Annotated in this window: 12 protein-coding genes; 11 read left to right on the forward strand and 1 reads right to left on the reverse strand. The window is 73.7% G+C overall.

Features of this window, described 5'->3' with window-relative positions; translation table 11 throughout:
- Positions 1-151 precede the first annotated feature (151 nt).
- Positions 152-433, forward strand: coding sequence for an HU family DNA-binding protein (locus tag ACWC91_RS03130; protein ID WP_003990598.1), 282 nt, complete (start codon positions 152-154; stop codon positions 431-433).
- Between the two features lie 178 nt (positions 434-611).
- Here the strand turns inward: ACWC91_RS03130 and murA are convergent, their stop codons facing one another.
- Complete coding sequence (gene murA / locus ACWC91_RS03135; RefSeq protein ID WP_225078639.1) at positions 612-1958, reverse strand: UDP-N-acetylglucosamine 1-carboxyvinyltransferase; 1347 nt, start codon at positions 1956-1958, stop codon at positions 612-614.
- Between the two features lie 275 nt (positions 1959-2233).
- On the opposite strand from murA, the gene ACWC91_RS03140 reads away from it, so the two are divergent.
- From ACWC91_RS03140 to ACWC91_RS03185, 10 genes are all read left to right on the forward strand, one after another.
- Complete coding sequence (locus ACWC91_RS03140; RefSeq protein WP_225078638.1) at positions 2234-2803, forward strand: YqgE/AlgH family protein; 570 nt, start codon at positions 2234-2236, stop codon at positions 2801-2803.
- A 28-nt stretch (positions 2804-2831) separates the two neighbouring features.
- Positions 2832-3113, forward strand: a complete 282-nt coding sequence (locus ACWC91_RS03145) for a DUF3039 domain-containing protein (RefSeq protein WP_141360526.1) — start codon at positions 2832-2834, stop codon at positions 3111-3113.
- A gap of 141 nt (positions 3114-3254) precedes the next feature.
- Entirely contained in the window at positions 3255-4916 is a 1662-nt protein-coding gene (locus tag ACWC91_RS03150) for a beta-N-acetylhexosaminidase (RefSeq protein ID WP_450643763.1), read from the forward strand.
- Positions 4917-5189: 273 nt separating this feature from the next.
- Positions 5190-6083: an FAD binding domain-containing protein gene (locus ACWC91_RS03155; protein WP_225078636.1), complete on the forward strand. Its 894-nt coding sequence runs from the start codon at positions 5190-5192 to the stop codon at positions 6081-6083.
- Complete coding sequence (locus ACWC91_RS03160; protein ID WP_450725782.1) at positions 6080-8308, forward strand: 2Fe-2S iron-sulfur cluster-binding protein; 2229 nt, start codon at positions 6080-6082, stop codon at positions 8306-8308. The genes ACWC91_RS03155 and ACWC91_RS03160 overlap by 4 nt, the downstream gene beginning before the upstream one ends.
- Complete coding sequence (locus tag ACWC91_RS03165; protein WP_450644506.1) at positions 8305-10608, forward strand: xanthine dehydrogenase family protein molybdopterin-binding subunit; 2304 nt, start codon at positions 8305-8307, stop codon at positions 10606-10608. Before ACWC91_RS03160 ends, ACWC91_RS03165 begins: the two co-directional genes overlap by 4 nt.
- Positions 10609-10808: 200 nt before the next feature.
- A complete protein-coding gene (locus tag ACWC91_RS03170) occupies positions 10809-11405 on the forward strand; it encodes an SUKH-4 family immunity protein (RefSeq protein WP_374114035.1) in 597 nt (198 codons plus the stop codon).
- Positions 11406-11498: 93 nt separating this feature from the next.
- Positions 11499-12968: an MFS transporter gene (locus ACWC91_RS03175; protein ID WP_225078633.1), complete on the forward strand. Its 1470-nt coding sequence runs from the start codon at positions 11499-11501 to the stop codon at positions 12966-12968.
- A 101-nt stretch (positions 12969-13069) separates the two neighbouring features.
- Positions 13070-13459: a type II toxin-antitoxin system death-on-curing family toxin gene (locus ACWC91_RS03180; protein WP_225078632.1), complete on the forward strand. Its 390-nt coding sequence runs from the start codon at positions 13070-13072 to the stop codon at positions 13457-13459.
- 118 nt (positions 13460-13577) lie between these two features.
- Complete coding sequence (locus ACWC91_RS03185; protein ID WP_225078631.1) at positions 13578-15377, forward strand: DEAD/DEAH box helicase; 1800 nt, start codon at positions 13578-13580, stop codon at positions 15375-15377.
- Positions 15378-15452: the final 75 nt, after the last annotated feature.

Raw genomic sequence — 15452 nt, forward strand, 5'->3', positions numbered from 1 at the left:
GCCGCAGGTGGGGGCAGGATGCCTCCCTGGGCGCGAGGGTTCGGCGACGGACCCGGGTCCGGGGACTCACCGAGGACCCTGGCAGCATCGGCTTCGCTGTGCCCAACATGCGGCCTCGCCGCAACGGTAAGAAGAACACGGGAGTAACAACATGAACCGCAGTGAGCTGGTGGCCGCGCTGGCCGACCGTGCCGAGGTGACCCGCAAGGACGCCGACGCCGTGCTGGCCGCGTTCGCCGACGTCGTCGGCGACATCGTCTCCAAGGGGGACGAGAAGGTCACCATCCCTGGTTTCCTGACCTTCGAGCGCACCCACCGTGCCGCTCGCACCGCTCGCAACCCGCAGACCGGCGAGCCGATCCAGATCCCGGCCGGCTACAGCGTGAAGGTCTCCGCGGGCAGCAAGCTCAAGGAAGCGGCCAAGGGCAAGTGACCTAGCCGTCTCGTACGCCGTGGGACGGCGTACGAGACGCTGCAGGCCGGCCCTCAGGCCATCACGACGCCAATGGGGCGGTCCCCCTCACCGGGGGCCGCCCCAAAGTCGTACCCACGCTCCTCCGGCGCCCGCCGGGGGAGCGTGGACCAGCCGAGGGCCCGGCTGGGGGGTTCGGTCAGCCGAGGGCCTGGCCCGGAAGCTCCACCTTGGCGCCCAGCTCCATGAGCTTCTCCATGAAGTTCTCGTAGCCGCGGTTGATCAGGTCGATGCCGTGGACGCGGGAGGTGCCCTGGGCGGCCAGGGCCGCGATCAGGTAGGAGAAGCCGCCGCGCAGGTCGGGGATGACCAGGTCGGCGCCCTGGAGCCGGGTCGGGCCGGACACCACCGCGGAGTGCAGGAAGTTGCGCTGGCCGAAGCGGCAGTCGGAGCCGCCCAGGCACTCGCGGTAGAGCTGGATGTGCGCGCCCATCTGGTTGAGCGCGGAGGTGAAGCCCAGCCGCGACTCGTACACCGTCTCGTGGATGATCGACAGGCCCGTGGCCTGGGTCAGGGCGACCACAAGCGGCTGCTGCCAGTCGGTCTGGAAACCGGGGTGCACGTCCGTCTCCAGCGCGATGGACTTCAGCTGGCCGCCCGGGTGCCAGAAGCGGATGCCCTCGTCGTCGATCCGGAACGCGCCGCCGACCTTCCGGTAGGTGTTCAGGAAGGTCATCATCGACCGCTGCTGGGCGCCGCGGACGTAGATGTCGCCCTCGGTGGCCAGCGCCGCGGACGCCCAGGACGCCGCCTCAAGGCGGTCCGAAAGCGCCCGGTGGTTGTAGCCGCCGAGCTTCTCCACACCCGTGATCCGGATCGTGCGGTCGGTGTCGATCGCGATGATCGCGCCCATCTTCTGCAGGACGCAGATCAGGTCCTCGATCTCCGGCTCCACGGCCGCGTTGGACAGCTCGGTGACACCCTCGGCCAGCACGGCCGTCAGCAGCACCTGCTCGGTCGCGCCGACGGACGGGTACGGCAGCCGGATCTTCGTACCGCGCAGCCCCTTGGGGGCCTCCAGGTACTGCCCGTCCGCCCGCTTCTCGATGACCGCGCCGAACTGCCGCAGCACGTCGAAGTGGAAGTCGATGGGCCGGCCGCCGATGTCGCAGCCGCCCAGGCCGGGGATGAACGCGTGCCCCAGACGGTGCAGCAGCGGCCCGCAGAACAGGATCGGGATGCGCGAGGAGCCCGCGTGGGCATCGATGTCGGCGACGTTCGCGCTCTCCACCCGGGTCGGGTCGAGCACCAGCTCACCCGGCTCGTCACCCGGACGGACCGTCACCCCGTGCAGTTGCAGCAGACCGCGCACGACACGCACGTCACGGATGTCCGGAACGTTGCGGAGGCGACTTGGCTCACCTCCCAGCAGAGCGGCGACCATGGCCTTCGGTACGAGGTTCTTCGCACCGCGGACACGGATCTCGCCCTCCAGCGGGGTTCCGCCGTGGACAAGCAGGACGTCATCAGTGCCGTTGACGGTCATGTATCTCGCGTTCCGATGAGGTGGGCAGGATCCGGCCGATCACTTCGGAGGGGGCCGGAGAGACAGGGTAGTCGCCGTGCGCCCCCCTTCAGAAAGCCCGTCGGCGGCCCGGGTTGGCTCGGGACCCTGCGCCAACACGTCCCGTTGAGCGCCGGGCACGTGCGGTCACCGCGGCCGCCGTGCGCCGGTGACGCTTCCGTGTCCCCTGAGCTGCGCTCACCCCCGTAGCCGGATTGGCTCCCCATGCGCAGGGAAGATGCGGGATCATGTCTGGCATGACCGAGGTGTCCTCGCTCACAGGGCGGCTGCTCGTGGCTACGCCCGCCCTGGCGGACCCGAACTTCGACCGTGCGGTGGTGCTCCTTCTCGACCACGACGAGGAGGGCTCCCTCGGTGTCGTCCTCAACCGTCCCACCCCCGTGGACGTGGGCGACATCCTGGAGGGCTGGGCGGATCTCACCGGGGAGCCCGGCGTCGTCTTCCAGGGCGGCCCGGTGTCGCTGGACTCCGCACTCGGCGTCGCCGTCATCCCCGGCGGCTCCGGCGGGGGCGCCCCGCTGGGCTGGCGCCGGGTGCACGGCGCGATCGGTCTCGTCGATCTGGAGGCACCTCCCGAGCTGCTGGCCGCCGCCCTCGGCTCGCTGCGGATCTTCGCCGGATACGCCGGCTGGGGCCCCGGCCAGCTCGAGGACGAGCTGGCGGAGGGGGCCTGGTACGTCGTCGAGTCGGAACCCGGCGACGTGTCCTCCCCGTCCCCCGAGAGACTGTGGCGCGAGGTGCTGCGCCGCCAGCGCAACGAACTGGCGATGGTCGCCACATATCCGGACGACCCTTCGCTCAACTGATGCCCGGGGCCTTCAGTACCCTTGCCGTATGAGCACTCTCGAGCCCGAGCGCGGCACTGGTACGGGTACCCTCGTCGAGCCGACGCCGCAGGTGTCCCACGGCGACGGCGACCACGAGCGCTTCGCCCACTACGTCCAGAAGGACAAGATCATGGCGAGCGCCCTCGACGGTACGCCCGTCGTGGCGCTGTGCGGCAAGGTGTGGGTGCCGGGCCGCGACCCGAAGAAGTACCCCGTCTGCCCGCTGTGCAAGGAGATCTACGAATCCATGAGCGGCGGCGGCGAAGGCGGCGACGACAAGAAGAAGTAACCGGCTCCCCGCTCGGCAGAGACTCGCAGGGCCCCCGAGGCGCGCTCCGGCGTGCGTCGGGGGCCTGTGTCGTCGGACGGCCCGTGCACGATGTGCAACGCTCGTTGCGCCGTGTCGCGGCCAGCGCTACCCATGGGTGGCATGACCGACGTGATTCCGGCCCCGCGCGCCGTGGCCGTCTCCCCGGACCGCGCCGTCCCGCTCGACCGGGGCACCACCCTCTGGGCCGCCGAGGGCACCGGTGGCACGGAACGCTGGCTGCGCGGCACACTCGGCGCGGCCCTCGGCCTGCCCTTCCCGCCCGGCGCCGAGGAGGACCCGGACTCCGTACGGCTGCGTCTGGACGACTCCCTGGAACCCGAGGCGTACCGGCTCGCCGCCGTCGCCGGCCGGGGCGTCGAGATCCGCGGCGGCTCCCCGGCCGGGGTGTTCTGGGGTGCGCAGACCCTGCGCCAGCTGCTCGGCCCCGACGCCTTCCGGCGCGCCCCCGTACGGCCGGACGCCGGCCACGCGGTCCCGGCGGGGGTGATCGAGGACGCCCCCCGCTTCCGCTGGCGCGGCCTGATGCTCGACGTGGCCCGCCACTTCATGCCGAAGGACGGCGTCCTGCGCTACCTCGACCTGATGGCCGCGCACAAACTCAACGTGCTGCACTTCCACCTGACCGACGACCAGGGCTGGCGGATCGAGATCAAGCGGTACCCGAGGCTGACGGAGGTCGGCTCCTGGCGGGCGCGGACGAGATTCGGCCACCGGGCGTCCCCGCTGTGGGAGGACAAACCGCACGGCGGCCACTACACGCAGGACGACATCCGGGAGATCGTCGCCTACGCGGCCGAGCGGCACATCGCCGTCGTCCCCGAGATCGACGTGCCCGGGCACTCGCAGGCCGCCATCGCCGCGTACCCGGAACTCGGCAACACCGACGTCGTCGACACCGCCGCCCTCACCGTCTGGGACGACTGGGGCGTCAACCCGAACGTCCTCGCCCCCACCGACACCACCCTGCGCTTCTACGAGGGCGTCTTCGAGGAACTGCTCGAACTGTTCCCGGCGGACGCCGTGACGTCCAACGGGCCGGGGTTCCCGGGGTTCTCGGGGTTCGTCCACATCGGCGGTGACGAGTGCCCCAAGGAGCAGTGGCGGGCCTCGCCGGCCGCGCAGGCACGGATCCGGGAACTCGGACTGGCCGGCGAGGACGAGCTCCAGGCCTGGTTCGTCGGCCACTTCGACGCCTGGCTCACCGCGCGCGGGCGAAGGCTCATCGGCTGGGACGAGATCCTGGAGGGCGGCCTGGCGGCAGGGGCCGCGGTGTCGTCCTGGCGCGGGTACGAGGGCGGGATCGCCGCCGCGCGGGCCGGCCACGACGTCGTCATGTGCCCCGAGCAGGAGGTGTACCTGGACCACCGCCAGGCCCCGGGCGAGGACGAGCCCGTGCCGATCGGCTTCGTACGCACCCTGGAGGACGTCTACCGGTTCGAGCCGGTCCCCCCGGAGCTGGACGGCGCCCAGGCCCGCCATGTGCTGGGCGCGCAGGCCAACGTGTGGACCGAGGTGATGGAGGATCAGGCGCGCGTGGACTACCAGGCGTTCCCCAGGCTGGCCGCGTTCGCCGAGGTCGCCTGGAGTGCCCTGCCCGCCCCGGCGGAACGGGACTTCGCGGATTTCGAGCGGCGGATGACCGCCCACTACGGGCGTCTGGACGCCCTGGGCGTCCGCTACCGGCCGCCCACCGGGCCGCACCCGTGGCAGCGGCGCCCCGGCATCCTCGGGCGGCCCCTCGACGGTCCGCCGCCGAGGTAGCGGGAGGCGGCGGACCGGCCGGCACCGCCCGCCGTCTCGAACAGGTGCCGGAAAAAGGTCGCAAGAGTCAGCGAAGAGTGGGAATTCGCTCGCACCGGTGATGGTGTGCCAAATCGGGCCATGTCCCCGATGAGGTGGGCGAATGCCACCTAGCGGACCCCTGTCTTCGGGCCCTGCGAAGATGTGCCAGAGTTGCCACGTCCGCCCTGTCAGCACGTACCGTACGGCAGCACAGGTGGGACCAGTGGGGGCAGCGGGAAGGGGCAGCCGGTTTTGACCACGCACGCACCTCAGGCGGCGAAGGCCGTCACGCTGCCCACGACGCTGAACGAGGCGGTGGCGGCACTCACGGCCATGCCCGCCGCGGTGCCCGTGGCGGGCGGCACCGACCTCATGGCCGCCGTCAACTCCGGGCAGCTCAGGCCCACCGCGCTCGTCGGCCTCGGCCGGATCAGCGAGATCCGCGGCTGGCAGTACCAGGACGGCCACGCGCTGCTCGGCGCCGGGCTCACCCACGCGCGCATGGGGCGCCCCGACTTCGCCGCGCTGATCCCGGCGCTGGCCGCCGCCGCGCGCGCCGCGGGCCCGCCGCACATCCGCAACGCCGGCACCCTGGGCGGCAACATCGCCTCCGCCGCCCCCACCGGGGACGCGCTGCCGGTGCTGGCCGCCCTGGAGGCGATCCTGATCATCGCGGGCCCGGGCGGAGCCCGCCGGGAGATCCCGGTGTCGCACCTGCTGGCCGGCGTGGAGATGCTCCGCGCGGGCGAGCTCATCGGCTACGTGCGCGTGCCGCTGCTGCACGCGCCGCAGGTCTTCCTCAAGGCGACCGGCCGCACCGGACCGGGCCGCGCGGTCGCGTCCGTGGCGCTGGTCCTCGACCCGGCCCGGCGCGGGGTGCGGTGCGCGGTGGGCGCCATAGCGCCGATGCCGCTGCGGCCGCTGGACGCCGAGCACTGGGTGGCCCAGCTCATCGACTGGGACAACGGCCGCGTGATCGTCCCGGAGGCGCAGAACGCCTTCGGCGAGTACGTGGCCGCGGCCTGCATCCCCGATCCGGTTCCGGCCGAGGACGGCTCCGTGCAGCAGCTTCCGCCCGCCGTACTGCACCTGCGGCGCACCGTCGCCGCGCTGGCCCGACGAGCACTGGGGAGGGCGCTGTCGTGACCGACGACCAGCACGCGGAGGGCACGCCGGGCAGCGGCGGCCGATGGGACCCGCTGCCGCAGGGCGAGTACGACGACGGCGCCACCGCGTTCGTGAAGCTGCCCGAGGGCGGCATCGACGCCCTCCTCGCCGCCCACAGCCCGCTCGCGGCGCCCGGCCACGGGTACGTGCCGCCGCCGATAGCGGTCACGCCCGCCCAGCAGGCGGCGACCGACCCGGCGGGGACGGGCGGTTGGGCCGTGCCGGGCGTGCCCGCCCCGGGCACCCAGTGGCCCGACCCGAACGCCGTGCCCCAGGACGCGGGCGCGGACGACCGGTTCACGTACCGTCCCGAGGCCACCCAGCAGTGGAACTTCGACGAGGCCCAGGCGGGCCCGGCCGCTCAGGCCCCTCCCGCGCCCGGACATGACGTGACCGGACAGTGGTCGATCCCGGTCGCCGGGGGTGACATCCCGGACGAATCAGGCGAGTTCACCACGTCGTCGCTGGTCCAGCAGTGGGGCGGCACCCCTCCGACCACCCTCCCCGGCGGCGCGGCCGCCCCGTGGGCCACGGAGGAGGTCGGCCAGGCCTGGAGCCGCCCCCGCACCGGCGCCGAGGCGCCCGGACAGCCCGGCGAGCCCCCGGCGGACGGCCCGCACGGGAGCGCACCGGCCGCGCACACCTACGAGAACGGACCGGCCGGCGCCGCGTTCCCGGCCGGAGGGCCGGGCGCGGGCGGGCAGGGTGCCGGGCCGGCTGAAGCGGCGTACGGCGCGCGTGGAGACGTGCGGTTGCCGGGGGCTTCCGCTCCGGGCGACGCGGCCGGTGGCGGTTCCCCGGTCGGTGGGCCGGGCGGTGGCGGAAACGGTGCCGGGGCGGCTGAAGCCGCGTACGGCACGACGGTGGACGGCTCGCGCGCGGACGTGCGGTTGCCGGGGCCTCCCGCCGCGGGCGGTGTGGCCGGTGGCGGTTCGCCGGCCGGAGGGCCGGGCGCGGGCGCGCACGGTGCCGGGGCGGTCCAGGACGCTTACAGGGCCGGGACTTCGGCGGGCGGTGCGGGCGAGGGCGAGCCGGCGGCTTCGGGCGCGGACCGTGCGGACGGGCATCCGGCGGGGGTCCGCCACGCGGCCGAGGAGCCCGCGTCGGAGGCCGCCCGGCCGTTCCCGCCGACCGTGGCCGGACCCGGCGCGGACACCGCTGCCGCTCGGGGACCCGAGGCTCCGCGCGGACCGGGCGCGGCCGCCGTACCCGGGCAGGGCGCCACCGGTTCCCCGGCGGAGCGGCAAGCCCAACTCCGCGCGGAACAAGGCGCGCAGGCCTCGCGGCCCCGGTCCGAGTCCCCGGCGGAGTCCGACGCGGACTCCCCGCGGCCGGCCTCCGGCGCGGCCGAGGCCGGCGAGGACCCCCGAGGGGCCGTGGAGGCCGCCGAGGGGCCCGCCGGGCCGCCCGCACGGCCCGGCTCGCCCCGGGAGGCCCAGCCGGCCTCCCGGGCCGCCGGAGAGCCCGTCACGGGCTCCGGCTCCGCGACCCCGGACGGCGCGGCCGCCGGCCCGGACCCGGCCGCCGGACAGCCGGATGCCGCCACCCAGGAGGACCCGCCTCCCGCGCCCCCGCAGGACGAGCACCCGCTCGCCTCGTACGTGCTGCGCGTCAACGGCGCCGACCGGCCCGTCACCGACGCCTGGATCGGCGAGTCGCTGCTGTACGTGCTGCGCGAGCGGCTCGGGCTCGCGGGCGCCAAGGACGGCTGCTCGCAGGGTGAGTGCGGCGCCTGCAACGTACAGGTCGACGGACGCCTGGTCGCCTCCTGCCTGGTGCCCGCGGTCACCGCGGCCGGCAGCGAGGTGCGCACGGTCGAGGGGCTGGCCGTGGACGGGCAGCCCTCGGACGTGCAGCGGGCGCTCGCCCGGTGCGGCGCGGTCCAGTGCGGCTTCTGCGTGCCCGGCATGGCGATGACCGTGCACGACCTGCTGGAGGGCAACCCGGACCCGACCGAGCTGGAGACCCGTCAGGCGCTGTGCGGCAACCTGTGCCGCTGCACGGGCTACCGGGGCGTCCTCCAGGCCGTCAAGGAGGTCGTCACCGAACGCGAGGCGTACACGGCGGCGGACGAGGCCGAGCAGGAGGCCGAGGAGCCGCGCATCCCCCACCAGGCGGGTCCGGGCGCCGGCGGGGTCCACCCCTCCGCGTTCGACACCCCGGCACCGCACGACCCCTACGGCCAGGACGGAGGCCAGGCGTGAGCAACGAAGCCGCCACCGCCGCCGCGGAGACCGCCCCCGCGCCCGAATCCCTGCCGCACGGTCTCGGCTCCTCACTGCCGGCCGCCGACGCCCGTGCCAAGACGGAGGGCACCTTCCCGTACGCGGCCGACCTGTGGGCCGAGGGCCTGCTGTGGGCGGCCGTGCTGCGCTCGCCGCACCCGCACGCGCGCATCGTGTCCATCGACACGGCGCACGCGCGCGAGATGCCCGGCGTACGGGCCGTCGTCACCCACGAGGACGTCCCGGGCCGCCCCGTGTACGGCCGCGGCACGCCCGACCGCCCGGTGTTCGCCTCCGAGGTCGTACGCCACCACGGCGAGCCCATCGCGGCCGTGGCCGCCGACCACCCGGACACCGCGCGGATGGCCGCCGCCGCCGTCATCGTCGAGTACGAGGTGCTCGACCCGGTGACCGACCCCGAACAGGCTTTCGAGGCCGAGCCGTTGCACCCCGACGGCAACCTGATCCGGCACATCCCGCTGCGCCACGGCGACCCGGAGGCGGCCGGCGAGGTCGTCGTCGAGGGCCTGTACCGCATCGGCCGACAGGACCCGGCCCCCATCGGCGCCGAGGCAGGTCTCGCGGTGCCCCGCCCCGACGGCGGGGTGGAGCTGTACCTGGCCTCCACCGACCCGCACACCGACCGCGACGCGCTCGCCGCCTGCTACGGACTGGAACCCGAGCGCGTGAAGATCGTCGTCACCGGCGTGCCGGGCGCCACCGCCGACCGCGAGGACCAGGGCTTCCAGCTCCCGCTCGGCCTGCTCGCGCTGAGGACCGGCTGCCCGGTGAAGCTCACGGCGACCCGCGAGGAGTCGTTCCTGGGCCACACCCACCGCCATCCGACGCTCCTGCGCTACCGCCACCACGCCGACGCCGAGGGCACGTTGGTCAAGGTCGAGGCGCAGATCCTGCTGGACGCGGGCGCCTACGCCGACACCTCCTCCGACGCCCTCGCCGCCGCCGTGTCCTTCGCCTGCGGCCCCTACGTCGTCCCGAACGCCTTCATCGAGGGCTGGGCCGTGCGCACCAACAACCCGCCCTCCGGCCATGTCCGCGGCGAGGGCGCGATGCAGGTGTGCGCCGCCTACGAGGCGCAGATGGACAAGCTGGCCAAGAAGCTCGGCCTGGACCCGGCCGAGGTGCGCCTGCGCAACGTCATGGCGACCGGCGACGTGCTGCCGACCGGCCAGACGGTGACGTGCCCGGCCCCGGTCGCCGAACTGCTCCAGGCCGTACGGGACCACCCGCTGCCGCCGCTGCCCAAGGACGTCCCCGAGGACGAGTGGCTGCTGCCCGGCGGCCTCGAGGGAGCGGGCGAACCGGGCGCGGTGCGCCGGGGCGTGGGCTACGGCCTGGGCATGGTGCACATGCTCGGCGCGGAGGGCGCCGACGAGGTCTCCACGGCTACCGTGCGGGTCCAGGGCGGCGTGGCGACGGTGCTGTGCGCGGCGGTGGAGTCCGGCCAGGGCTTCACGACGCTCGCCCGGCAGATCGTCCAGGACACGCTCGGCGTCGACGAGGTGCACGTGGCCCCGGTCGACACCGACCAGCCGCCGGCCGGCGCGGGCTGCCGCGGCCGTCACACCTGGGTGTCGGGCGGCGCGGTGGAACGCGCGGCGAAGATGGTCCGCACCCAGCTCCTCCAGCCGCTCGCCCACAAGTTCGGCATGTCCACCGAGCTGCTCCAGATCACCGACGGCAAGATCACGTCGTACGACGGCGTGCTGTCCACCACGGTCACGGAGGCGCTGGACGGCAAGGAGCTGTGGGCGACAGCCCAGTGCCGTCCGCACCCCACCGAGCCGCTGGACGAGTCGGGCCAGGGGGACGCCTTCGTGGGCCTGGCCTTCTGCGCCATCCGCGCGGTGGTGGACGTGGACATCGAACTGGGCTCGGTACGGGTCGTGGAGATCGCCCTCGCCCAGGACGTGGGCCGGGTGCTCAACCCGGCCCAGCTGGCCGCCCGGATCGAGGGGGGCGTCACCCAGGGCGTGGGCATCGCCCTCACGGAGAACCTGCGCACCCCGCGCGGGCTGGTCCGCCACCCCGACCTCACGGGCTACGCCCTGCCCACGGCCCTGGACGCGCCCGACGTCCGGATCGTGAAACTGGTCGAGGAGCGGGACGTCGTCGCCCCCTTCGGCGCGAAGGCGGTCAGCGCGGTACCGGTGGTGACCTCCCCGGCGGCCGTCGCCTCCGCGGTGCGCGCCGCCACGGGCCGTCCCGTCAACCGTCTGCCGATCCGCCCGCAGGCCGCGGTCGTGACGACGCAGTGAGCGGTGTTCGCCCGCGGTTGCCCGGGCCGGAAGGGAACGCCGGGCGCCCGCCCGGCGTCTTCCGTTTTGAGGCGTTGTCAGTGAGGGGGCGTAGTCTTCGGGCAGTGGGAAAGGGCCGTCGCCCGAGGCGCGGCACCCGGACCCGCCCAGCCCGGGACGCAGTCCGTTCCGGAACCTGAACCGAACCGCACGGGGGAGCGATGAGCACGACCGACACCGTTGTCAGGGTGATCACCCTGCCCGAGGCGGGCCGCGATCTGCGCTGCCGGTACGGCGAGTTCGCGTTCCGCCCGGCGGCGGCTCCCATCCGCCCGGCGGCCCGTGTCCGCGCGGCGGTGCCGGCCGTGAGGCCCGGCACGGCCTCCGGGCTGACCCTCGACCTGCGCGCCCGCCTGCTGCACCGTGAGTTCGGCCACGGCCGGATCGCGCGCTACGAGGAAGTCGACTTCCCCGCCACGCTCACCCACGAGCCCACCCGCCGCTTCCTGCGCGACACGGGCCTGCCCGAGGACGGCGTACTCCTCCAGTCCGACACCGACGTACGCCTGCCGACGCTCGCCGAGTTCTGCGCCGACGAGTGCCCCGACGACTTCTGGCCGGACGAACTCCCCGCCCGCGCCCACCACTTGATACGCCTCGGACGCTTCGCCGGCGGCAGCAGCCTGCTGGTCGACGGCACCACCGGCGCCGTCCTCACCTGGACCGGCCCCGAAGTCGCCCCGGTTCCCCTCACCAAGGACGTCTCCACCCTCGCCTTCACCCTCTGGCTCCTGCGCCGCCGGGCCACCCGCCGCTGAACCGCTCGGTCGCACGGCCTACGACCAAGGTCCCGGCCGCGGGCCGACTCCCGACAGGGGCCAAAGCGGACTGCGCACCTTACGCTGGCGACCATGAGCGCCCTGGAACCGCGCGACACCGAGGTCGCGGACATCTCTGACAGATCCGGTCCCCACGACATGGCGACCGACACCGTGCTGAGCCGCAACCACCGGGCGCTGAGCATCGGGATCGTCTCCGTCGTCCTGCTGATCGCCTTCGAGGCGACCGCCGTCGGTACGGCGATGCCCGTCGCGGCGCGGGAACTGGACGGGGTGTCGCTGTACGCGTTCGCGTTCTCGGGGTTCTTCACCACCAGCCTGTTCGGGATGGTCCTCTCCGGGCAGTGGTCGGACCGCCGGGGGCCCCTGGCGCCGCTGACCGCGGGGATCGGCTCGTTCGTGGCCGGGCTGCTGCTGGCGGGAACGGCGAGCACGATGTGGGTGTTCATCGCCGGGCGGGCCGTGCAGGGACTCGGCGGCGGCCTGGTGATCGTCGCCCTGTACGTCATCGTCGGCCGGGCCTACCCCGAGCGGCTGCGCCCGTCGATCATGGCGGCGTTCGCGGCGGCCTGGGTGGTCCCGTCGATCGTCGGCCCGCTCGCCTCGGGCGCGGTGACGGAACACCTGGGTTGGCGCTGGGTGTTCGTCGGCATCCCGGTGCTCGTGGTGTTCCCGCTGGCGATCGCCCTGCCGCAGATACGACGGCGGGCGGGCGGCCCGGTGGGCGAGGGCGCCGGGGAGGGCGCCGAGCGGTCCTCCTTCGACCTGCGCCGCATCCGGCTCGCCCTCGGCATCTCCCTGGGCGCCGGGCTGCTGCAGTACGCGGCGCAGGATCTGCGCTGGCTGTCGCTGCTGCCCGGGGCGGCGGGGGCCGCGCTGCTGGTCCCGGCCGTGCGGGGGCTGCTGCCGCGCGGCACGTACCGGGCGGCGCGCGGGCTGCCGTCCGTGGTGCTGCTGCGCGGGGTCGCGGCGGGCTCGTTCATCGCCGCCGAGTCCTTCGTGCCGCTGATGCTCGTCACCCAGCGGGGGCTGTCCCCGACGCTGGCCGGGTTCTCCCTCGCGGCGGGCGGGGTCACCTGGGCGCTGGGCTCGTGGGTGCAGTCGCGGCCGCGGATGGCGCAGCACCGGGAGCGGCTGATGACCCTCGGGATGGTGCTGGTGGCCGCGGCCATCGCCGCCGCGCCCAGTGTGCTGATCGAGGCCGTCCCGGTCTGGACGGTCGCCGTCGCCTGGGCCTTCGGCTGCTTCGGCATGGGCCTGGTCATCGCCTCCACCAGCGTGCTGCTGCTGCGGCTGTCCGCCCCTGAGGAGGCCGGCACCAACTCCGCGGCCCTGCAGATCTCCGACGCCCTTTCCAACGTCGTCCTGCTCGCCGCGGGCGGCGCCGCCTTCGCCGCGCTGGGCGGCGGCACGGTGGCCCACACCACCGCGACCACCGCCTCCGCCTCCCACCCGGCGGCGTTCGCGGTGGTCTTCCTGCCGATGGCGGCGGTGGCGCTGACGGGGGCGTGGGTGACGCGGCGGGTGCGGGCTCATTCCTGAGTGGTACCACTTTGACCTGCCAGGACGGCGCACGAGGCGCTGGTCCGCAAGGCGGCGAAGGAGCAAACCGCCAAGTGGGCAGAGCTTCTGGAGCGGCTGAAGTGACGTGCATCTATCTGTCGGCCGAGGACGTCCTGGCCATCGCCGAACTTGCCGTGGACGATCAGAAAGTCGTCGTGCGTGAGGCGGGCCTGCTGGAGTCGACGGTGCACCGGCCGTCAGCTTCGATGTTCGGTCAGGAGGCCTACATCGACCTGTGCGACAAGGCGGCGGCGCTCCTGCAGTCGCTGGCCATCAACCGCCCCTTCGTGGATGGGAACAAGCGCACGGCCTGGACGTCCTGCGTCGTCTTCCTGGCGCTGAACAACGTGCAGCTGCGCCCGGACATCGACGCCGCCGAGCGCCTGGTCATCGACGTGGCGAAGGGCGCTCTCGAAGAAGTCAAGGTGATCGGTGAGGCGCTGCGGGAGCTCGCGGAGCGAGCGATGTGACCTCAGTCCCATCCCCGGGTGACGCCGTGCCGTCGGCGCGTTGACACCGGCGGGCCGCCGGTAGGGTGGCCCGGTCGTCATACGTAGCCGAGCCCCCCAGCACAGCGAACCGGAGACCGTGACTACTACCGCCGCCAGCTCGTCCCACTCGCATCACCTCTCGCCCGCCTTCCCCGGTCGCGCCCCCTGGGGTACCGCCGGGAAGCTGCGTGCCTGGCAGCAGGGGGCGATGGAGAAGTACGTCCAGACCCAGCCCCGTGACTTCCTGGCGGTGGCCACCCCCGGCGCCGGAAAGACGACCTTCGCGCTGACGCTGGCCTCCTGGCTGCTGCACCACCACGTCGTCCAGCAGGTGACCGTGGTCGCGCCGACCGAGCACCTGAAGAAGCAGTGGGCGGAGGCCGCCGCGCGGATAGGCATCAAGCTCGACCCGGAGTACAGCGCGGGCCCGCTCGGCAAGTCGTACCACGGCATCGCCGTCACGTACGCCGGTGTCGGCGTGCGCCCCATGCTGCACCGCAACCGCGTCGAGCAGCGCAAGACCCTCGTCATCCTCGACGAGATCCACCACGCCGGCGACTCCAAGTCGTGGGGCGAGGCGTGCCTTGAGGCGTTCGAGCCCGCGACCCGCCGTCTCGCCCTCACCGGTACGCCGTTCCGCTCCGACACCAACCCCATCCCGTTCGTCACGTACGAGGAGGACGGGGCCGGCATCCGGCGTTCGGCCGCCGACTACACCTACGGCTACGGCTCCGCCCTCTCCGACGGCGTCGTCCGGCCCGTCATCTTCCTCTCCTACAGCGGCAACATGCGCTGGCGCACGAAGGCGGGCGACGAGGTCGCCGCCAAGCTGGGCGAGCCGATGACCAAGGACGCCGTCAGCCAGGCCTGGCGCACCGCGCTCGACCCGCGCGGCGAGTGGATGCCGGCCGTGCTCCGTGCCGCCGACCAGCGGCTGACCGAGGTCCGCAAGGCGATCCCGGACGCGGGCGCCCTGGTCATCGCCTCCGACCAGGACTCCGCCCGCGCCTACGCCAAACTGATCCGCGAGATCACGGGCAGCAGCGCGACACTCGTCCTCTCCGACGACGCCGGCGCCTCGAACCGGATCGACGACTTCAGCGGCAGCGAGGACCGCTGGATGGTCGCCGTCCGCATGGTGTCCGAGGGCGTCGACGTGCCCCGGCTCGCGGTCGGGGTGTACGCCACCACCATCTCCACCCCGCTCTTCTTCGCCCAGGCCGTCGGCCGTTTCGTACGGTCCCGCAGGCGCGGCGAGACCGCCTCCGTGTTCCTGCCGACCGTCCCGGACCTGCTGACCTTCGCCAACGAGATGGAGGTCGAGCGCGACCACGCCCTCGACAAGCCGAAGAAGGACGGCGAGGAGGACCCGTACGCCGAGTCCGAGAAGGAGATGGACGAGGCGAACCGCGAGCAGGACGAGGACACCGGCGAGCAGGACATGCTGCCCTTCGAGGCGCTGGAGTCCGACGCCGTCTTCGACCGGGTCCTCTACGACGGCGCCGAGTTCGGCATGCAGGCCCACCCGGGCAGCGAGGAGGAGCAGGACTACCTCGGCATCCCGGGCCTGCTCGAACCCGAACAGGTGCAGATGCTGCTGCAGAAGCGGCAGGCCCGGCAGATCGCGCACAGCCGCAAGCGGCCCGACACCGAGGCCGACCTCCTCGAACTGCCCGCCGACCGGCGGCCGGTGGTGACCCACAAGGAGCTGATGGAGCTGCGCCGGCAGCTCAACACGATGGTCGGCGCGTACGTCCACCAGAGCGGCAAGCCGCACGGGGTCGTCCACACCGAGCTGCGCCGGGTGTGCGGCGGCCCGCCCAGCGCCGAGGCGACGGCGGGTCAGTTGCGCCAGCGCATCGCCAAGGTGCAGGAGTGGGCGACGCGGATGAAGTGACACGGGGGTGCCGCCACGCGTTCCTGATGCGTGGTCCGACGGCACCGCCGGAGTACGTATCGGGATGAACACCGC

It is taken from the genome of Streptomyces sp. NPDC001204 (assembly GCF_053598035.1).

What these genes read in the sequence shown, in the direction of transcription:
- ACWC91_RS03140 (WP_225078638.1), top strand. Translation starts at nt 2,234, where the DNA reads ATGACCGAGGTGTCCTCGCTCACAGGGCGGCTGCTCGTGGCTACGCCC.
- ACWC91_RS03145 (WP_141360526.1), top strand. Translation starts at nt 2,832, where the DNA reads ATGAGCACTCTCGAGCCCGAGCGCGGCACTGGTACGGGTACCCTCGTC.
- ACWC91_RS03175 (WP_225078633.1), top strand. Translation starts at nt 11,499, where the DNA reads ATGAGCGCCCTGGAACCGCGCGACACCGAGGTCGCGGACATCTCTGAC.
- ACWC91_RS03150 (WP_450643763.1), top strand. Translation starts at nt 3,255, where the DNA reads ATGACCGACGTGATTCCGGCCCCGCGCGCCGTGGCCGTCTCCCCGGAC.
- ACWC91_RS03170 (WP_374114035.1), top strand. Translation starts at nt 10,809, where the DNA reads ATGAGCACGACCGACACCGTTGTCAGGGTGATCACCCTGCCCGAGGCG.
- ACWC91_RS03130 (WP_003990598.1), top strand. Translation starts at nt 152, where the DNA reads ATGAACCGCAGTGAGCTGGTGGCCGCGCTGGCCGACCGTGCCGAGGTG.
- murA (WP_225078639.1), bottom strand. Translation starts at nt 1,958, where the DNA reads ATGACCGTCAACGGCACTGATGACGTCCTGCTTGTCCACGGCGGAACC.